The organism is Nocardia tengchongensis (genome assembly GCF_054781395.1).
In genome coordinates this window covers 524,496-542,127 of sequence record NZ_BAAGUM010000015.1, presented here as the reverse complement: position 1 = coordinate 542,127, position 17,632 = coordinate 524,496, and the positions used below count along the sequence as shown (strand labels likewise).

19 protein-coding genes are annotated in these 17,632 nt (G+C 69.0%); 9 read left to right on the top strand and 10 right to left on the bottom strand.

The genetic code is table 11. From position 1 onward, the window contains the following. Positions 1-6: 6 nt before the first annotated feature. Positions 7-2,211 carry a catalase/peroxidase HPI gene (katG, locus tag ACYVKL_RS29060; protein ID WP_379166312.1) on the top strand — a complete coding sequence of 735 codons (2,205 nt, stop codon included), beginning with the start codon at positions 7-9 and terminating at the stop codon, positions 2,209-2,211. An 83-nt stretch (positions 2,212-2,294) separates the two neighbouring features. Here katG and ACYVKL_RS29055 read toward each other — a convergent pair whose 3' ends face one another. Then, positions 2,295-2,819, bottom strand: a complete 525-nt coding sequence (locus tag ACYVKL_RS29055) for a hypothetical protein (protein WP_379166311.1) — start codon at positions 2,817-2,819, stop codon at positions 2,295-2,297. Positions 2,820-3,024: 205 nt separating this feature from the next. Between ACYVKL_RS29055 and ACYVKL_RS29050 the strand changes: the two genes are divergently transcribed. Continuing rightward, the gene (locus ACYVKL_RS29050) at positions 3,025-3,876 is read left to right on the top strand and encodes an alpha/beta fold hydrolase (RefSeq protein ID WP_379166310.1); all 852 of its coding nucleotides are present in this window, start codon (positions 3,025-3,027) and stop codon (positions 3,874-3,876) included. Positions 3,877-3,944: 68 nt separating this feature from the next. After that, positions 3,945-4,364, top strand: coding sequence for a hypothetical protein (locus tag ACYVKL_RS29045; protein ID WP_379166309.1), 420 nt, complete (start codon positions 3,945-3,947; stop codon positions 4,362-4,364). On the opposite strand, the gene ACYVKL_RS29040 is transcribed toward ACYVKL_RS29045, so the two are convergent. Further along, positions 4,337-5,083, bottom strand: coding sequence for an SCO6745 family protein (locus tag ACYVKL_RS29040; protein WP_379166307.1), 747 nt, complete (start codon positions 5,081-5,083; stop codon positions 4,337-4,339). The two genes, ACYVKL_RS29045 and ACYVKL_RS29040, sit on opposite strands and share 28 nt — an antisense overlap. A gap of 160 nt (positions 5,084-5,243) precedes the next feature. Here ACYVKL_RS29040 and ACYVKL_RS29035 point away from each other — a divergent pair, with 160 nt between their 5' ends. Both ACYVKL_RS29035 and ACYVKL_RS29030 read left to right on the top strand, forming a co-directional pair. Beyond that, positions 5,244-5,954: a metal-dependent hydrolase gene (locus tag ACYVKL_RS29035; RefSeq protein ID WP_357197089.1), complete on the top strand. Its 711-nt coding sequence runs from the start codon at positions 5,244-5,246 to the stop codon at positions 5,952-5,954. Between the two features lie 52 nt (positions 5,955-6,006). Next, entirely contained in the window at positions 6,007-6,501 is a 495-nt protein-coding gene (locus ACYVKL_RS29030) for a phosphoribosyltransferase (RefSeq protein WP_379166306.1), read from the top strand. Between the two features lie 74 nt (positions 6,502-6,575). On the opposite strand, the gene ACYVKL_RS29025 is transcribed toward ACYVKL_RS29030, so the two are convergent. The 5 genes from ACYVKL_RS29025 to ACYVKL_RS29005 all read right to left on the bottom strand — a co-directional run bounded on the left by ACYVKL_RS29025 (position 6,576) and on the right by ACYVKL_RS29005 (position 10,237). Further along, a complete protein-coding gene (locus ACYVKL_RS29025) occupies positions 6,576-7,067 on the bottom strand; it encodes a peptidylprolyl isomerase (protein ID WP_213555772.1) in 492 nt (163 codons plus the stop codon). 214 nt (positions 7,068-7,281) lie between these two features. Further along, positions 7,282-7,668 (bottom strand): SMU1112c/YaeR family gloxylase I-like metalloprotein, encoded by a 387-nt coding sequence (gene gloA2 / locus ACYVKL_RS29020; protein ID WP_379166305.1) that lies wholly within the window; start codon positions 7,666-7,668, stop codon positions 7,282-7,284. A 98-nt stretch (positions 7,669-7,766) separates the two neighbouring features. Then, complete coding sequence (locus tag ACYVKL_RS29015; protein ID WP_379166304.1) at positions 7,767-8,636, bottom strand: fructosamine kinase family protein; 870 nt, start codon at positions 8,634-8,636, stop codon at positions 7,767-7,769. Between the two features lie 50 nt (positions 8,637-8,686). After that, the gene (locus tag ACYVKL_RS29010; protein ID WP_379166303.1) at positions 8,687-9,478 is read right to left on the bottom strand and encodes a helix-turn-helix domain-containing protein; all 792 of its coding nucleotides are present in this window, start codon (positions 9,476-9,478) and stop codon (positions 8,687-8,689) included. 201 nt (positions 9,479-9,679) lie between these two features. Then, on the bottom strand, positions 9,680-10,237 hold the full coding sequence (locus ACYVKL_RS29005; RefSeq protein WP_379166302.1) for a sugar O-acetyltransferase: 558 nt from the start codon (positions 10,235-10,237) through the stop codon (positions 9,680-9,682). A gap of 30 nt (positions 10,238-10,267) precedes the next feature. On the opposite strand from ACYVKL_RS29005, the gene ACYVKL_RS29000 reads away from it, so the two are divergent. The 3 genes from ACYVKL_RS29000 to ACYVKL_RS28990 all read left to right on the top strand — a co-directional run bounded on the left by ACYVKL_RS29000 (position 10,268) and on the right by ACYVKL_RS28990 (position 12,933). Continuing rightward, a complete protein-coding gene (locus ACYVKL_RS29000) occupies positions 10,268-11,161 on the top strand; it encodes a TIGR03619 family F420-dependent LLM class oxidoreductase (protein ID WP_379166301.1) in 894 nt (297 codons plus the stop codon). Positions 11,162-11,252: 91 nt separating this feature from the next. Further along, positions 11,253-11,606 (top strand): iron chaperone, encoded by a 354-nt coding sequence (locus tag ACYVKL_RS28995; protein ID WP_379166300.1) that lies wholly within the window; start codon positions 11,253-11,255, stop codon positions 11,604-11,606. 118 nt (positions 11,607-11,724) lie between these two features. Then, positions 11,725-12,933: a beta propeller repeat protein gene (locus tag ACYVKL_RS28990; protein ID WP_379166299.1), complete on the top strand. Its 1,209-nt coding sequence runs from the start codon at positions 11,725-11,727 to the stop codon at positions 12,931-12,933. On the opposite strand, the gene ACYVKL_RS28985 is transcribed toward ACYVKL_RS28990, so the two are convergent. The 3 genes from ACYVKL_RS28985 to ACYVKL_RS28975 form a co-directional block, all read right to left on the bottom strand. Beyond that, positions 12,934-14,646, bottom strand: coding sequence for a DUF4153 domain-containing protein (locus ACYVKL_RS28985; RefSeq protein WP_379166298.1), 1,713 nt, complete (start codon positions 14,644-14,646; stop codon positions 12,934-12,936). Between the two features lie 564 nt (positions 14,647-15,210). Continuing rightward, positions 15,211-16,263, bottom strand: coding sequence for a HAMP domain-containing sensor histidine kinase (locus tag ACYVKL_RS28980; RefSeq protein ID WP_379166297.1), 1,053 nt, complete (start codon positions 16,261-16,263; stop codon positions 15,211-15,213). After that, positions 16,260-16,937 carry a response regulator gene (locus ACYVKL_RS28975; protein ID WP_357197054.1) on the bottom strand — a complete coding sequence of 226 codons (678 nt, stop codon included), beginning with the start codon at positions 16,935-16,937 and terminating at the stop codon, positions 16,260-16,262. Before ACYVKL_RS28975 ends, ACYVKL_RS28980 begins: the two co-directional genes overlap by 4 nt. A gap of 119 nt (positions 16,938-17,056) precedes the next feature. Here ACYVKL_RS28975 and ACYVKL_RS28970 point away from each other — a divergent pair, with 119 nt between their 5' ends. Then, positions 17,057-17,608 carry a hypothetical protein gene (locus ACYVKL_RS28970; protein ID WP_379166295.1) on the top strand — a complete coding sequence of 184 codons (552 nt, stop codon included), beginning with the start codon at positions 17,057-17,059 and terminating at the stop codon, positions 17,606-17,608. Positions 17,609-17,632 lie beyond the last annotated feature (24 nt).

The following is a 17,632-nucleotide window of genomic DNA, read 5'->3' as shown; positions in this document are numbered from 1 at the left end:
CACACCGTGCCTGAAACCCCGCCCATCGGTGAAGCCAATACCGAACCCGCCGCCGGTGGCTGCCCCGTCTTGCACGACCGGATGTCCGATCCGGCCGAGGGCGGCAACGCCAACCGTCAGTGGTGGCCCAACCAGCTGAACCTGAAGATCCTGCAGAAGAACCCGGCCGTCGCCAACCCCATGGACGAGGGCTACGACTACCGCGCCGAGTTCCAGACCCTCGACCTGGCCGCCGTCAAGGCCGACATCGTCGAGGTCATGCGCACCTCCCAGGACTGGTGGCCCGCCGACTTCGGCCACTACGGTCCCTTCTTCATCCGCATGTCGTGGCACGCCGCGGGCACCTACCGCATCCGCGACGGCCGCGGCGGCGCGGGCGCCGGCATGCAGCGCTTCGCGCCCCTGAACTCCTGGCCCGACAACGCCTCCCTCGACAAGGCCCGCCGCCTGCTGTGGCCGGTCAAGAAGAAGTACGGCAAGAAGCTGTCGTGGGCCGACCTCATCGTCTACGCCGGCAACGTCGCCCTCGAGGACATGGGCTTCCAGACCTTCGGCTTCGGCGGCGGCCGCGTCGACCAGTGGGAGCCCGAAGAGGACGTGTACTGGGGTCCGGAGACCGAATGGCTCGGCGACGCCCGCTACACCGGCAAGCGTGACCTCGAGAACCCGCTCGCGGCGGTCCAGATGGGTCTGATCTACGTCAACCCCGAAGGCCCCAACGCCAACCCCGACCCGCAGCTGGCCGCGGTCGACATCCGCGAGACCTTCGCCCGCATGGCCATGAACGACGAGGAGACCGCCGCGCTCATCGTCGGCGGCCACACCTTCGGCAAGACCCACGGTGCGGGCCCCGCCGACAGCGTCGGCCCCGAGCCCGAGGCCGCGCCGCTCGAGGAGCAGGGCCTGGGCTGGGTGTCGAGCTACGGCACCGGCGTCGGCAAGGACGCCATCACCTCCGGCATCGAGGTCACCTGGACCCCCACCCCGACCAAGTGGGACAACACCTTCCTCGAAACCCTCTACGGCTACGAGTGGGAACTGTCCTCCTCCCCCGCCGGCGCCCACCAGTGGGTCGCCAAGAACGCCGAGGCGATCATCCCCGACGCCTTCGACGGCCCGGCCAAGCTGCCGACCATGCTCACCACCGACCTGTCGCTGCGCATCGACCCGGTCTACGAGCAGATCACCCGCCGCTGGCTCGACCACCCCGAGGAGCTGGCCGACGCCTTCGCCAAGGCCTGGTACAAGCTCATCCACCGCGACATGGGCCCCAAGGTCCGCTACCTCGGCCCCGAGGTGCCCGCCGAGACCCTGCTGTGGCAGGACCCGATCCCGGCCGTGGACCACGAGCTCATTTCCGACGCCGACGCCAAGGCTCTCAAGGCCCAGATCCTCGACTCGGGTCTGAGCGTCGCGCAGCTGGTGTCCACCGCGTGGGCCGCGGCGTCCTCGCACCGTGGCTCCGACATGCGCGGCGGTGTCAACGGCGGCCGCATCCGCCTGCAGCCCCAAGCCGGCTGGGAGGTCAACCAGCCCGACGAGCTGGCCCAGGTGATCCGGGTGCTCGAGGGCATCCAGGCCGGGTTCGGCAAGCCGGTCTCCTTCGCCGACCTGGTCGTGCTGGCCGGTAACGCCGGTGTCGAGAAGGCCGCGCAGGCAGCCGGTTTCGCCATCGAGGTGCCGTTCCGGGCGGGCCGCACCGACGCCACCCAGGAGCAGACCGACGTCGAGTCCTTCGCGGCGCTCGAGCCGGTCGCCGACGGCTTCCGCAACTGGGTCGGCAAGGGCACCCGCATCCCCGCGGAGTACCTGCTGCTCGACAAGGCCAACCTGCTGACCCTGTCCGCGCCGGAGATGACCGTCCTCGTCGGCGGCCTGCGCGTGCTCGGCGCCAACCACGGCGGCTCGCAGCTGGGTGTGTTCACCGACAAGCCGGGTGTGCTGACGACCGACTTCTTCGTCAATCTGCTCGACATGTCCACCAAGTGGGGTCCGTCCTCGGCCGACGACGGCACCTACGAGGGCAAGGACCGCGCCACCGGCAAGACCGTGTGGACCGCGTCTCGCGTCGACCTGGCGATCGGCTCCAACTCGCAGCTGCGTGCGCTGGCCGAGGTGTACGCCGAGGACGACTCCAAGGAGAAGTTCGTCAAGGACTTCGTCGCGGCCTGGACCAAGGTCATGGAACTGGATCGCTTCGACCTGGTCTGATCGCTCCGGTCTGATCCATCGGTAACCGTGGTGCCCCCGAACCGTTCGCGGTTCGGGGGCACCACGCGTATCGGGCCGACCGATCAGGCCACGGTCTGAATCCGAACACGGCCGACGAAACGACGGGCGACGTCGACGCCGTCATGGTTGTAGGCGTTCATCAGCTCGGTCAGCTCCACCACGAGCGCCCGCAGCGCCACCGAGTCGAATCCGTCAGCGTCGGTGGCCCACGCGGCCGGCACAGCACCGACAGTGATGAGAATCCCTGCCTCCGCAGGCGCTTCGACGGTGTAAGTCAGCTGGGCGGGAGCATCACGCAGCGCACTGACCACCGCCAAACCCACATCACCATCCGCGAGCGTGGCCGTTCGGACCAGCGCGATGTCGTCGGCGATCATCTCCGCGATACGCGACGGACTCGCATGCCTACCCGGACGGGCATGGCGCGCACCGTAATCGCGGTCACCCGACCGAACGGAAGTCGCCCCCGACTTGTTCGACAGGCGGTCCAGCATGCGTTGCGCCGCCGCTCGTTCGGCAGCCCCGGTGCGCGGATGCTCGATGAGACTGCGCAACCGCTGGATTCGACCGATCGTCACCCCAACCATGAACTCCCCTTCCGCCATCGGACCCCGATCATGCCAGCGGGACGGGAACCCGCGGGGCTAGATGCGGTGGTGGTGGTTTCGGCCGCCGCGGCGGCCGGGCAATTTCGAGTTCGAAGGTTCGAATGCGCATGTCCGCATGTGAGCATGGGAAATTTTTGCCGACATATCGGTGACATAGCACTAGAACCTGTTCTATCTTGGTGGAGTGGATGTCACATACGAGAACACCCGACGCGAAATCACTACGGACAAAGGCGTTCTGCGCTACCACGAAGCCGGCGACGGGCCTCCCCTACTGCTGCTGCACGGGTCCGGGATCGGCGTCAACGGGTGGCGGAACTTTCGGACCAACCTCGGGTTCTACGCCGACCACTTCCATTGCTACGTCCTCGAATTCCCCGGATTCGGGGTCAGTGATCCGGTGCCTGGGCATCCGGTGCTCACCGCCGTCGACTCCGTCGTGCGATTCATGGACGCCCTCGGGCTCGACTCCGCCGCCATGATCGGCAACTCCATGGGCGGTGTGGTCGCGGTCAATGTCGCCATGCAGCACCCGCAGCGCGTGGAGAAGATCATCGCGATCGGCGGGGTCGGGCACAGCCTGCTCGCGGTCAACCCCAGCGAAGGAACCCGGCTGCTGTCGGAGTTCGCCGACGCGCCCTCACGCGAAGGGCTGCAGCGCTGGCTGCGGTGCATGATCTACGACCCCAAGATGATCACCGACGACCTCGTCGAAGAACGGTGGAACGCCGCCACCGAACCCGCCGCCCAAGCCAGCCTCAAAGCCATGTACGGGTCCGAAGCGCTTGCGCTGCAACAGCAGTTCATGGAGAACTCCCCCACCCCACCCTACTGGTCCATGCTGCACAAGGTGAAAAGCCCGGTGCTGATGACCTGGGGCGCCGACGACCGCCAGTGCCCGACGGACATGGCGCTCATCCCCTTGCGCCAGATCCCCAATGCCGAACTACACATCTTCCCTAAATGCGGGCATTGGGTCATGTACGAGGCCAAGGAAGCCTTCGAACGCGTCACCCTCGAATTCCTGCACCGCTGAACCACTTCCCGGCCATGGGCGCACGCATCCGGTGTGCGCCCGCACCCGCCGTGTGCGACTCTCACCGCATGCTCGAACGCGCCACCACCTCACCCAACCTCACCGACCGCGGCCGCATCCCCGCTGTGCTGCGCGTGCTGACCGAACTCGTCGCCTGGGTGACACTGCCGTGGGGGCTGGCCCACTACTCGATCGCCTGGTCGATCCTGGCGGTGATCGTGCTCATCGGTGCGCCCGGCGTCTTCGCCACCCCCGGCGACAAGAAGCAGGTGACCGTCGCCGTTCCCGGCCCGGTCACCATCGGGTTCATGCTGCTGCAGCTCGCGGGCGCACTGTGGGGCGCGATCCTGATCATGCCCGGCTGGGCTGTCGCCATCGTCGGCGTCCTGGCCGTGATCACCGTCATCGCCGAACTGCCGCGCTGGCGCTGGCTGCTCACCGCGCCCGCGCGGCCCCTAACTCAGCGACCGCCGAACACCGCGGCGTGACAAGCGGTCAGCAAACTGATCAGCTCCTCGCTCTGCTTGTCGTCGAGCACCGCGAACGCCGGCGCGATCAAATCCTCGGTGATCGACTCCGCCTGCATCCAACGGCCCTTCAGCTCCGCGGTGATCTCCTCGAACGGCTCCGGCCAGCCATAGCTGCGGGCCTGATCCGGACCCGCCGACAACGGCGAACCCGCGATCAACACCGCCTGCAACGGGGTTAAACCACTGCCCAGCACACCCACCAGGTGCAGCCCGCCCCGCAGCTCCCGCAGCACGTGAATCAACTGCAACACCAGCCCCGGCGCGTCATCGGCCAACGGCAGCGCCCGCCACCCCGCGAACAACGGCACACCCGCCGGATTCGCCGCAGCCATCACCAGCCCCAACAGCTCGGCCAACCGACCGGCATCCTCGAACGACGCCAGCTTCCGGCGGCCGAAATCCTGGCACGCCTTCAAATACCCCTCCGCGCCCACCGCGGCCGGAGTCGACGCCGTGGCCTCCCACGCGGCACGAATCGAATCCGCGGGGAAGAACCCGAACGCCGCGGTCACCACATCGGCATCCACATCACCGAGCACACCGCCACGCCCCCGCGTATATCCCGGCAGGAAGCCCGGCACACCCGTGCTCTCCGCAAAGGCTCGCGCTTCCCGGGAGAAGAAGAATCCCCCACCGATCTGCTGGATCTGATCCTTCACCGCGGACGCTACCGACATGTCCGGTTCCTCTCTGAACGGAAAGCGCAATCGATCCGAGACTATTGGAGGCCCCTGCCCGCCTGCATGCGGGTCACCCGAAAGCGATCCGGAACACACCCCGAAAACCAAACCGGCTGCACTGAAAAGCATTTCGAAACCGTCCGCTAACCTTCAAGCGGTGCTAGGACATTCACATGCGACCAGCGGCGCGCTCGCCTGGTCGGCGGCAGCCGCTGCGCTACCGTTCACCGTCTTGACCTATCCCGCAGTGCAATCCGGGGCCATCGGCTCCGTCGATCTGGTGATGGGCACCTTCCTCACCGCGGGCGCCGCGCTGCTGCCCGACGCCGACCACCCCTCGGGAACCATTTCCCATGTGCTCGGGCCCATCTCGCACTACGCGTGCAAGTTCATCTCGTGGATCTCCGGCGGGCACCGCCACGGCACCCACTCCTTCGCCTTCGTCGCCGCCGTCACCTACGGCACGTGGGCCGGCGAACACCTGCTCGGCCGCAACTTCACCCTCGCCCTGGTGTTCTTCCTGCTCGCCCTCGCCGTCAAAGCCCTCGGGCTGGCGCCCACCGGCGACGGACTCAAATCCTGGGGCACCGTCGTCATCCTCGCGGTCTGCGGCACCTTCGCCATCGACCACTGGATCAGCGACAAACCGCTCTGGCTGCCCTTCTCCGTCGGACTCGGCGCCCTCGCCCACCTCATCGGCGACTGCCTCACCGACCGCGGCTGCCGCCTGCTGTGGCCACTGAAGCTGCGCACCCGCATCCCGATCATCGACCACACCGGCAACAAGATGGAAACCATGGTGCTGGTGCCACTGTTCGCCCTCGCCACCCTCGGCCTGCTCTGGTACACGATCACCCACCAGCCGTGACCCGGCTCGTATGATCACCACGACCACCGCAGCGGGCAGAACGGAGTCGGGCATGAGTGATCGCGAAGAACTGAGCTGGGAACTGTTCGGAGTCGCCGGGCGGGAACTGGCCCAAACCATCGCCGACGACGGCTTCGAACCCGACCTCATCCTCTCCATCGCCCGCGGCGGACTCTTCGTCGCCGGCGCCCTCGGCTACGCCCTCGACGTCAAGAACCTCCACGTCATGAACGTCGAGTTCTACACCGGCATCGACCAGCGCCTCGACCTGCCCGTCATGCTGCCGCCCGTACCCAGCGCCGTCGACCTCACCGGCGCCACCGTCCTGGTCGCCGACGACGTCGCCGACACCGGCAAAACCCTCAAACTGGTGCGCGACTTCTGCTCCGACCACGTCGCCGAAGTCCGCTGCGCGGTCATCTACCAGAAACCGCACTCCGAAGTGGATTGCGAATACGTGTGGAAACGCACCGACAAATGGATCAACTTCCCCTGGTCGGTACAGCCACCGGTGATCGAACGCAAACCTCGCGTCCTCGACGCCTGAACCCTCGTCCGCGACAACGACAACGGCCCGGAACCAGTAGGTTCCGGGCCGTTCGTTCAGTTGTCGCGAGAAGGTCAGACCAGCTCGGCGGACAGAATGGTGATGGCCTCGACCGGCACATCCTGGTGACCGGACTTGTTGCCGGTCTGCACACCCTCGATGGCGTCCACGACAGCCTCGCCGTCGACGACCTTCCCGAACACCGCGTACCCGAAGCCGTCCTGGCCCGGGTAGTTCAGGAAGTTGTTGTTGCTGGTGTTGATGAAGAACTGCGCGCTGGCCGAATGCGGGGCCGAGGTGCGCGCCATGGCGACGGTGTACTTGTCGTTCTTGAGGCCGTTGGCGGCCTCGTTCTCGACCGTGTTCGGGGCCGGCTTCTGCTGCATGTTCGCAGTCAGGCCGCCGCCCTGAATCATGAAGTTCGGGATGACGCGGTGGAACACGGTGTCCGCGTAGTGGCCCGCCTTCACGTAGTCGACGAAGTTGGCAACGGTCTTGGGTGCCTTGGCGTCGTCCAGTTCCAGGGTGATGTCCCCGGCGGAGGTCTTCAGGAGCACTTTGGTCATGCGAACCATCGTATGGGAGCGCCCAATCCAGCGACCGAGCGGCATCGAATACCCGCTCCCCTCTTCGAGGTTGGAGGGTGATGCGTGTGGTCAGGAAGTTGTGCGCGGTCGTGCGTGCCGGGATTTGTTTGAAATAGAGGCACATGCGTAGATGCGCATAGTTCCATCTCCTAATGAACGATAGTGATGTCTCGGGGACACCGAGACGCGATCCTCACTCCTCGTACAGTTCCAGCGGTAGTCCGTCGGGGTCGGCGAAGAAGGCGAACCGCTTCCCCGTGTACTCATCCACCCGCACCTCCTCGACCGCCACTCCCCTCCCCCGCAGCTCAGCCAGGGCTTGCTCCACATCGGGCACAGCGAAGGCCAAGTGCCGCAGGCCGGCGGCCTCGGGCCGGGAGGGCCGCGGCGGGGGCTCGGGGAACGAGAACAGTTCGATCCGGCTGCCGTCGGGCAACGCGAGATCGAGCTTGTACGAGTGCCTTTCAGCCCGATAGTTCTCGGCGAGGATCCGCAATCCGAGGATTTCGGCATAGAACGCCTTCGATTTTCCGTAGTCGGTGGCGATGATCGCGGCGTGGTGGATTCGCTGCAGCTGCACTCCCCCGACGCTACCGCACGGCAATCGAGTATTCAGCGGCCACGCATATAGATGACACGAAAAGTGCCGTGCCACTGGGGAATCGAGCTTGGCCGGGACTAGCCGGCGAGCGCGGAAGCAGCGGCCGATAACAGCATGCCCCGATAGGATCCGCCGAACAGCACGACGTGGACGAGCAGCGGGTGCAGTTGGTGCAATGGAATCCGTTGACGCCAACCCGAATTCAGCGGGGCGATTTCCTGATACGCGGACAGGATTCGATCGAGGTGGGGTGCGCCGAAGAGCGCGAGCATGGCCAGGTCGGTTTCGCGGTGCCCGCCGTGGGCCGCGGGATCGATGAGTAGTGCGCGGTCGGCGGTCCACAGCACATTGCCGGACCACAGGTCGCCGTGCAGGCGGGCGGGCGGTTCGGGTGGGCCGGCCAGGTCGGTGATGCGGTCGATGACGCGGTCCAGCAGGCGCACGCCGTCGCGGCCGAGTTCGGGTGCGGCGGCGGGCAGGTAGGGGGCCAGGCGGTGTTCGGCGTACCAGGGTCCCCACTCCCCCGAGCCGGTGGCGTTGCTCAGGGGCAGGGTCGCGATGTAGCCGTCCCAGGGTGCGCCGAACGAGGCCGGGGTGGCGGCGTGCAGGGTGGCGAGGTCGCGGCCGAGCTGCTCCGCGGATGGCGCGGTGGCGGATTGCGGCGGCAGCCATGGCAGGACGAGCATGCGGGTGTCGGCTGCCAGGACCGGTGGGACGAGTGACGGGTGCGCGGCCGCGAGCCAGCGCAGTCCGGCGGCTTCGGCGGTGAGGACGCCGTCCAGGTCCGGGAGTCCGTTGGCGGCTTCATGATCGAAGGCTTTGACGAAGACGCGGCGGCTGTCGGCCAGGTCGGCCTGGTACAGCGTCCAGGCGTGGCTGCGACCGAGGGTGCGCAGGCGTGCGACGGGGGTGCCGGTGAGGGCGGCGAGGTGCGCGAGCACGTCCATGAATGCTCATTGTGCGGTATCGGAGCCCCCGCGCGGACCGACTAGTCGGATCAGCTCGGTGGGCCGGTGAGCCGGTCGCGAAGCAGGGCCGCGGTGGCGGTATCGGCGGGCAGGAAGGCTTCGATCGCGAGCTCGGCGACGGTGACGTTCATCGGGGTGCCGAAAACCGTGGTGACGCTGAGGAAGGCGAGTTCGTGCCCGTCCAGGCGCAGGCGCAAGGGCACGACGGCCTGGTCGGGTTCGGGCAGGCCGGGTGCGTCCTCACCGCCGGGGTAGGCGCGCAGTTCGCTCAGCAGGGCCGCCAGGTCGGGTGACCCGGTCACGTCGATCTGGCGTTGCAGCCGTTCGAAGAGGTGTCCGCGCCATTGCGCGAGGTTGAGGATGCGGTCCGCGAGACCGTCGGGGTGCAGGGTGAGGCGCAGGGCGTTCACCGGCGGCCGCAGCAGTGCGGGGTCGACGCCGTCGAGGAACAGGGCGATACCGGCGTTGGCGTCGACCATGGTCCAGGCGGCGTCGATGGCCAGGGCCGGATGCGGTTCCAGACCGGTGAGTATCTGCCGGAGTGCGTCGCGCACGGGACGCATGGCGGGGGTGTCGAGTTCGGGTTCGGCGTAGACGGGGGCGTACCCGGCGGCCAGCAGCATGCGATTGCGTTCCCGCAGCGGGATGTCCAGTTCGTCGGACAGGTGCAGCAGCATCTGGCGGCTGGGCGTGGCGCGGCCGGTCTCGATGAAGCTGAGGTGCCGGGTCGAGGTGTCGGCGCGCCCGGCGAGTTCGAGCTGACTGAGGCGGCGGGTGGTGCGCCACTGTCGGAGGAGGTCGCCCGCGGTCGGTGTCGCCATGCGTCGATCCTAGGAACGATCAACCACCGCAATCCATTACCTCGCGGGTAAACGCCCATCCCGGCCACGACCGTGGGCCTGGCCCGCGGCCGTGGCCGGTCAGATCGACGAGTGAATGACGTTGGCGCAGGCGCTGGGTTCTGGTGCACGGCAGACGTGGCCACCGAGAGGACGTCGCAGGCTGATACCCGGGTCCGCGGATTACAGCTCGCGGATGACGCGGGCGGGATTGCCCGCGGCGAACACTTTCTCCGGCAGGTCGCGGATGACGACGCTGCCCGCGCCGACGACAGCATTCGACCCGATGGTCACTCCCGGGCACACGATCACTCCGCCGCCGAGCCACACGTTGTCGCCGATAGTGATCGGCGCGGCCGTCTCCCAGCGCTGCCTGCGCAGTTCGTGGTCCTCCATCGGATGCAGGGCGGTGAGCAGCTGGGCACGGGGCCCGATGGAGACGTCGTCACCGATGGTGACCGGCGCGCAGTCGAGGATGATGGCGTCGTAGTTGAGGAAGCTGTTGCGGCCCAGCCGGATCAGATGCCCGTAGTCGCATTGGAATCTCGGCATGATCCAAGAGCCTTCGCCGATCGCGCCCAGCAGTTCTTCCAGCAGCACGCGCCGCTGCGCGTCCTGTCCGGCGCGGGTGGCGTTGAACATGTCGAGCAGTTGCTGACACCGGCGGCGTTCGGCGACCAGTTCGGGATCGTTGTCGCGGTAGAGCCGGCCGGCGAGCATGCGGTCCTTGTGTTCTCCCACGCGTTCATCCTGTCTGGTATCACCGGAAGGGTGAAAATCGGCTTCTCTCTTCCGCAATTCGGATCGCACGCCCGGGACGGGGCGCGGATCGCGCAGTACGCTGTCGAGCTGGAACAGGCGGGGGCCGACAGCCTCTGGGTGGGTGACCGGCTGGTCGCGGCCACCAACCCGACGGTCGGGTACGGGGGCTCGGACAGCATTCCCGCCGAATTCAATTCGATCCTGGACCCCTTCGTGCTGCTGGGTATCGCGGGGGCTGTTACCGAACGGGTGCGGTTGGGGGCGAATGTCCTGATCGCGCCCCTGTATCCGCCGGCGCAGCTGGCGCGTTCGCTCACCACGATCGACGTGGTGAGCCAGGGGCGGCTGATCGCCGGGTTCGGGATCGGCTGGTCGCCCGAGGAGTACGCGGCCTCGCACGTGCCGTTCACCCACCGCGGGGCTCGGCTCGACGAGACCCTCGACGCGCTCGACGCCATGTGGGCCTCCGATCCGGCCGGATACACGGGCCGGTTCGTGACCGTTCCCGAACATCGCCGCGAGCTCCAGCCGGTGCGGAGGCCGCCCATCCACCTGGCCGCGTTCAATCCGGCGGCGCTGGCGCGGGTGGGGCGGCGCGGCGATGGGTGGCTGCCCGTGGTGCCGGTGCCCGGTCCGCCCGGGTGGGGCAAGCAGCTGCTGGCCCTGCGCGCGATCATCGACGACGCGGCCGTGGCGGCAGGACGCGACCCCGGAGCCATCGACACGGTGTTGCGGGTGAACGTGGGCGCGGGCACCGACCTCGACCAGGTGGCCGCCACCATCGAAACCGTCGCGGCCGACACCGGATTCGACGACTTCTTCGTCGACCTGCTCTACGTCACCGACTCCGTGGACACCATGCTCGACACCGCACTGCGGCTGCTGGCGCGGCTACGCGGCTGATCCGGGCGGGTATCGGCCCGGCGCGCGGGCGCGGGCCGGTACCGTCGAACGGGACGAAGCTCTCTCCCCCGAGCCACGGAAGGTGGCCGCCATGGCAGAGCCCCAGACCGTCGACGAATACCTGGCCGCGCAACCCGCCCCCGCGCGGGAAGCCCTCGAGCGGGTGCGCGCCACCATCCACGCCGCACTGCCCGGCGCATCGGAGACGATCAGCTACCAGATTCCCGCGGTAGCGGTGAACGGCACCACGATCATGTACTTCGCGGGCTGGAAGAACTTCGTCTCGGTGTATCCGGTGCCCAGCGGCGACGACGGCTTCCAGCAGGCCATCGCTCCCTACCTGGCCGGCAAGGGCACCTTGAAGTTCCCGCTGCGCCAACCGATCCCGTACGACCTCATCGGCGATGTCGCGGTCCGGCTGGCGGCGCAACGCGCACCCCGCTGAAACCGGGGTGGGCGGATCGCACGACCAGCAGGCATACTCGACCCCGTTGTGCCACAGGGCCGCCCGGGTGACTGCCCGATGCGGCGGTCCGGGTTCGTGTCGAAGGGAGTCCCGGCCGGTGCGGTTGCGGGCGAATCCGGTCGTTGTGGCCGGAGTCATCGGGGTCGGAATGCCGGTGCTCGCCGCGGGGGTGATCGCAGGACTCACCGTCGACGACGGTGGGAGCGGGCCGGATTCGACGCACGCGGCCGCGTCGGCGAAGCCCACGACGGCCGCCGCGACCAACACACCGGACGCGAAGCCGGTCGCCACGACGGTCGCGGACCCGGAACCGGTCGGCTTCCAACCGGATTCGATCAATTTCGTCTCCGCCACCGAAGGCTGGGTGTTGGGCCGCAGCTACCCGTGCCCGACTGGTCCCTGCCAGTCGCTGCGCCACACCACCGATGGCGGGCACACCTGGCAGCAGGTGGCGTTGCCGGCTCCGCTGCGTGACGCCGGTTCCCACGACGGATGGCTGAAGTTCGCCGACGCCCGCAATGGTTGGATCGGGGTCGGCAACAAGCTCTTCTCCACCCACGACGGCGGAACGACCTGGCGCGAGGCCGATATCGAGCTCGACGCGGTGGTGAACGGCTGGTCGCTCGCGGTGACCGACGGCAGTGTCCACGTGGCGAGCGTGCAGCCGGGTGAGCGAACCGTCTTGTTCACCAGTCCGCTGTCCCGCGATGCGTGGACCGGCCCTACCGAGATCCCGGTGCCCGGCGCCGGTGGCCCCCATCTGACGGCCGATCTCGAGGTCGCCGGCAGCCGCGCGTGGATGGTCGTCACCAACCGCGGCCAGGAAGCCGCTCGCCTGGTCGACGGCACCTGGGCGCCGTGGAAGCTGCCGTGCGGCGGTAACGGTCCGGCGGACTGGCATGCCCTGTCCGAGAAGCGGCTCGTCGCATTGTGCGGCCGGTCCGGGCCGTACTCCGACGGGGGCACCACGACCCGTTTGATGACCTCCACCGACGGCGGAGTCACCTTCACCGAGACCGGGCAGCTGTCGCCGACGCTGACCGCCGACGCCGCCTTGATCGCGGCCGATGCCACCCATCTCGTCGCCGCCGTCGGCGAACGCCTGCTGACGTCCACCGACGGCGGCGAAACCTGGACCGTCGGCTACACCGCGCCGGACCGGAACTGGCGCGAACTGGCGGGTGAGTTCGTCACCGAGACAAACGGTTTCGTGATCCTGGCGCGCCCCGGCAGCACACAGCTCGCCACCATGATGCTCACCACCCGCGACGCGGGCGCGACCTGGACGCCGGTCGCCTTCGACTGATCAGCGGGACGCGGTCGCGCGCGAATAGTTCCAGCCCTGCCACGAGTCGTCGGACAGGTGGTCGCGGATGACGTCCTCGATGGCGGCGCGTTCGGCGTCGGGCAGGCGGCCGGTGGCGGTCAGCGCATCCGGGGACAGGGTCGACAGGTACTTGGAGTCGAGGGGCCTGCCGGTCTGCCAGCGGTCGATATTGCGGTCGGCGACGAAACCTTCGGGGTTCGACACGGCCAGGACGAGCAGGGTCGCCAGGGCCGCGCCGACAGCCGCGCGCGGCACCCAGGTCCGGCGCAACCGCACCAGGCTGGCGAACAGCAGCAGGTAGACCAGGGCGATCCAGCCTTCGAACACCTCCACCAGCAGGCGCAGCACGGTGAACCCGTACGCCTGCTGATAGGTCCACATGCGCTGCAACGCCGACGCGACGATCACCAGCACCAGCGCGATCACCACCGCCACCGCGATCCGCAGCAGCCGGCGTTCGCCGGTGGTCTCCTGCCCGGCGTACCGCAGCACGATGCCGATCACCGCGAGGGTCAGCACGCTCACGATCGACAGCTGCCAGAAGCCGCTGCGCGCGTACTCCGCATAGGTCAGGCTCGCCGTGCGCTGAACGTAGCCGTCGCCACCGAACAGCACCGCCACCTGGGTGGCCACGAACGCCGCGAACACGACGGTCAACGCGCCCACCGGGATTCCCCACTCCAGCGGCGAGAAGCGGCGCGCACGCCGGGGCGCGTCGTCATCGGCCGGCGGCGGCGGACCGGCCAGCAGGAACAGCGACCCGGAGACACCCAGCCCGGCGACCACGAACACCGCACCCCAGCGCAGCACCTTGGGCACGTCGATGCTGGGCAGCAGCCCGTTCACCAGACCCGCGAACACCGCGTCGGCGCCGGCCAGCAACGGCACCATGATCAACAGCAGGACGGCCGCGACACCGATCGACCACCACACCCGCTGGGTACCCGAACCCACGCGCGCCCGGGACCGGGACATCGCCCGCTGTAACCAGGGCGTCGAATTCGCCGCCGACAGCGGAACCGCGAACACGTCGAACAGCAACCCGTGCGCAGAGCGCCGCACCACCGCCAACGACCCCGCCAACGCCGCACCCACCAGGCACAACACGAAAAGCCAAGGCGCAGCCCGGAACGCACCGACGGACAACAACGCCAGCGCGACCCCCGTCCACCACACTCGATCCCACGGCACCTGCGTCAGCAATCCTGGACGCTCGGCGTCTACCTCGACGGCCGGTCCCTCGTCCGTGCGCGGCCGATCCCCGGCAGTGCCGTCGCCGACGGCAGCGACACCGTCATCGGCAGCCATCGCACCATCAGCGGACCCCGCACGATCAGGAGTCGCGTTCCCATCACCGGTCACGCCACGATCCGCTGATCCCTCCCGATCAGCGAGCACGGCACGTTCCGGAGCGCCATCGTGGGCGGCGGCCTCGTCGCGTGCGGGCGGGTTCTGTCCCCCGGTCGAATCGGCTTCCTCGTAATCGTCCGAATCGTCGTCCTCGTAATCGTCCGGCTCGTCGTCTTCGTATTCGTCCCAATCCGCATGTCGCGCTGCTCTGTCGACCGCATACACAGCGCCCGTGATCGCCAGGCCTGTGAGCACCCATCCGATGCCGGGACGGTCCAGGGGCACCAGTACCGCGGCCGCACACCCCGCAGCGGCCGTGGCGGCAAGCAACCCGTTCGGCACCGGAACCCGCGCGGACCGCGGCGGAATCGGCTGCGGAATCGGTTGCCGCGCAGTCTGATAGAGCCAGGCCGTGCCAGATGGCGTGACCGCGGTGGGACGAGTTGGCCATGGGGCGGGCCAGGCGGCGGCCCACGGCGCGGGACCACCGGATCCCGTCGGCGCGGCACCCGTCATCGCCGGCGCCGCAACCGCCGAGACGAGAGGCGGTGTCGGATCGGCGGGTACGGACCTGGCACTCGCCGGTCCCTGCACCGCCGCGGAACTCACGGTGGCCATGGCCGGTTCGGCCGCAGGCGTGGGAGCTCCCTGGGCCGATGTCACCGGATCGGGGACGGCCGCGGCAGAACCATCGGTCGATATCGCCGAATCAGGAGCGGCCGTGGCGGATTGTTCGGCCGGGGTCGGGGATTCGGGAGCAGGGGTGCTCGCCGAATCCGGGGCCGGATCGGGAGGTGGTGCGGGTGTGTCGGGCATGGGTTTCCTCCATCGGGTGTGCGGGACCGGTCCGGCGACACGGTGTGTCGCCGGGGCACGGTCGGGAATGGGTGAGATCGGGACTGTCGGTCAGGGTGGGGGCAGGGTGATGCGGATGCGGGAGCCCGGGTCGGCGACGGCGATGGTGCCGCCGTGCAGGTCGACGATCCAGCGGGCGATGGCCAGGCCCAGGCCGGTGCCGCCGCCGGTCGCGCGGCCGCCGCGAGTGAAGCGTTCGAAGACGCCGGCGCGTTCGGCGGCGGGGATGCCGGGGCCGTCGTCGGAGACCTCGATGACGGTGCGGCCGCCGTGGGCGGTATGGGCGTGGACCCGGACCTCACCGTGGGCGGGGCCGTGCCGGGTCGCGTTGTCGAGCAGGTTGAGCAGCACCTGGTGCAGGCGGGCGGGGTCGGCGTGCACGGTCAGGCCGGGGGCGACGGCGACGGTGAAGCGGACGGGTCGGTCCACGGCCGCGGCCATCACCTCCGCCTCGGCGACCACTTCGCTCAGCAGCGGCTCGAGCTCCACCGGTTCGCGGTCCAGGCGCACCGCGCCCGCCTCGATGCTCGACAGGGCCAGCAGTTCCGACACCAGCAGGCTCAGCCGCTGGGTTTGGGCGTAGGCCGTGCGCAGGGTCGCCGGATCCGGTTGGGCGACACCGTCGACCAGGTTCTCGAGCACCGCGCCCAGGGCGGTGATCGGCGTGCGCAGTTCGTGGGACACATTGGCGATGAACTCGCGCCGCTGCTGATCGGCGGCGGCCAGGTCGGCGGCCATGTGATTGAACGCCACCGCCAGCTGGCCGACCTCGTCGCGGGAGGTGGCGCGCACGCGGCGCGAATAGTCGCCCTGCGCCATGTGTTTGGCCGCGGCGGTCATCTCCCGCAACGGCATCGTCATCCCGTGGGCCAGGACCTGGGAGATCAGCAGCGCGAACACCATGGCGACGACGGTGGCGCGTGGCGGCAGCACGCCGATGCGGATCGCGAAGTAGCCGAACGCGCCCGCGCCGGAGCCGACCATGAGGATCGCCAGCTTCGCCTTGATCGACGGCACCCGGTCCAGGGGCCGCGGCAGGCGGGCCGCCACCCGGTTCGCGAGTGCCCGCACCCCGGTCATCGGAGCCTCGGTATCGCCGATCATCGCGCTTCCAGGGAGTAACCGACGCCGTGCACGGTGCGGATCAGGTCCGCGCCCAGCTTGCGGCGCAACGCCTTGATGTGACTGTCGACCGCGCGGGTGCCCGACGCGTCGGCCCACCCCCACACCTCGCTGAGTAGTCGTTCCCGGGCCAGCACCGTGCGCGGCCGCCGCGCCAGATGCACGAGCAGCTCGAATTCCAGTGGTGTGAGCTGGGTTTCGCTGTCGGCGCGCCACACTCGCCGCTGATCGGTGTCGATGCGCAGATCGCCGACCAGGATGGTGGCCACCGGTGCGGCGGTGCGCTCCACCCGGCGCAGCAGGGCGTGCACGCGGGCGGCGAGCACCCGCATGGAGAACGGTTTGGTCAGATAGTCGTCCGCGCCGACGCCGAGCCCGATGAGCATGTCGGTCTCATCGGTGCGGGCGGTCAGCATGAGCACCGGCACCGGGCGGCGCGCCTGGATACGGCGGCACACCTCGAGGCCGTCGAAACCGGGCAGCATCACATCCAGCACCACCAGATCCGGGTCCCCGGCCGCCTCGGCCGCCACCCCGGCGGGTCCGTCGTGGGCGATGTCGACGATGTAGCCCTCGGCGCGCAGGCGGGCGGCGATCGATTCGGCGATGGTCGGCTCGTCCTCGACCACCAGGATCCGGCGCGCACTGGTTTCCATGCAGCCGACACTAGGCAACCGGCGTGGAGATGGGACGCGCCGCGTGTGGAGATGTTGTGGAGACGCCGGTCATACCACCTGGAAACACCGTCCACGACGCGACGTCGTAGCATGACGCGGTGCGCTCACCGACGGATCACACCGCGCGCCTGCGCGGCGCTGCCGTCGGCGCATCCTCGGGGGCGGTCGCGATCCTCGCGCACGGACTCGGCGGCGGCGCGACCCTCGCCGACGGCTCGGCACTGGCACTACTGCTGGCCGCGTGCACGGTGATCGGGGTCGTGGTGGCCTCGCTGCGGCCACGCCACGGACTCGCCGGGACCATGGGCATGCTGGCGGCCGGGCAGGCCATCGGGCATGCCGCACTGTCGATGTCGCCGGGGCACCACCATCATTCGTCCTCGCCGGCCATGCTGATCGCCCACCTGGTGGCGATTCCGGTGGGCGCGATCGTGATTCGCGCCGCCGAGGCGGGCATGCGGCGCGCCGTCACCAGTGTGCGCAGGTTCCTGCTCGCACTGGGCGCGGTCCTGGCGCCGCAGTCGAACCGGATGCGGCCGAGGGTGGCCGATGACCGCGCGGTGGCGCGACGGCTGCTGGTGAGCCCGGGCATCGGACGACGCGGGCCGCCCGCGACCGCCGCACGGTACACCGACCTCGTTCCGGCCTGACGCCACTTCTCCGGTACAGACGCC

Bases quoted from the DNA above. Each gene is read 5' to 3' on its own strand.
- ACYVKL_RS29055 (WP_379166311.1), bottom strand. From the start codon at position 2,819: ATGGTTGGGGTGACGATCGGTCGAATCCAGCGGTTGCGCAGTCTCATC.
- ACYVKL_RS29045 (WP_379166309.1), top strand. From the start codon at position 3,945: ATGCTCGAACGCGCCACCACCTCACCCAACCTCACCGACCGCGGCCGC.
- ACYVKL_RS29040 (WP_379166307.1), bottom strand. From the start codon at position 5,083: ATGTCGGTAGCGTCCGCGGTGAAGGATCAGATCCAGCAGATCGGTGGG.
- ACYVKL_RS29030 (WP_379166306.1), top strand. From the start codon at position 6,007: ATGAGTGATCGCGAAGAACTGAGCTGGGAACTGTTCGGAGTCGCCGGG.
- ACYVKL_RS29025 (WP_213555772.1), bottom strand. From the start codon at position 7,067: ATGACCAAAGTGCTCCTGAAGACCTCCGCCGGGGACATCACCCTGGAA.
- ACYVKL_RS29015 (WP_379166304.1), bottom strand. From the start codon at position 8,636: ATGGACGTGCTCGCGCACCTCGCCGCCCTCACCGGCACCCCCGTCGCA.
- ACYVKL_RS29010 (WP_379166303.1), bottom strand. From the start codon at position 9,478: ATGGCGACACCGACCGCGGGCGACCTCCTCCGACAGTGGCGCACCACC.
- ACYVKL_RS28995 (WP_379166300.1), top strand. From the start codon at position 11,253: ATGGCAGAGCCCCAGACCGTCGACGAATACCTGGCCGCGCAACCCGCC.
- ACYVKL_RS28980 (WP_379166297.1), bottom strand. From the start codon at position 16,263: ATGATCGGCGATACCGAGGCTCCGATGACCGGGGTGCGGGCACTCGCG.
- ACYVKL_RS28975 (WP_357197054.1), bottom strand. From the start codon at position 16,937: ATGGAAACCAGTGCGCGCCGGATCCTGGTGGTCGAGGACGAGCCGACC.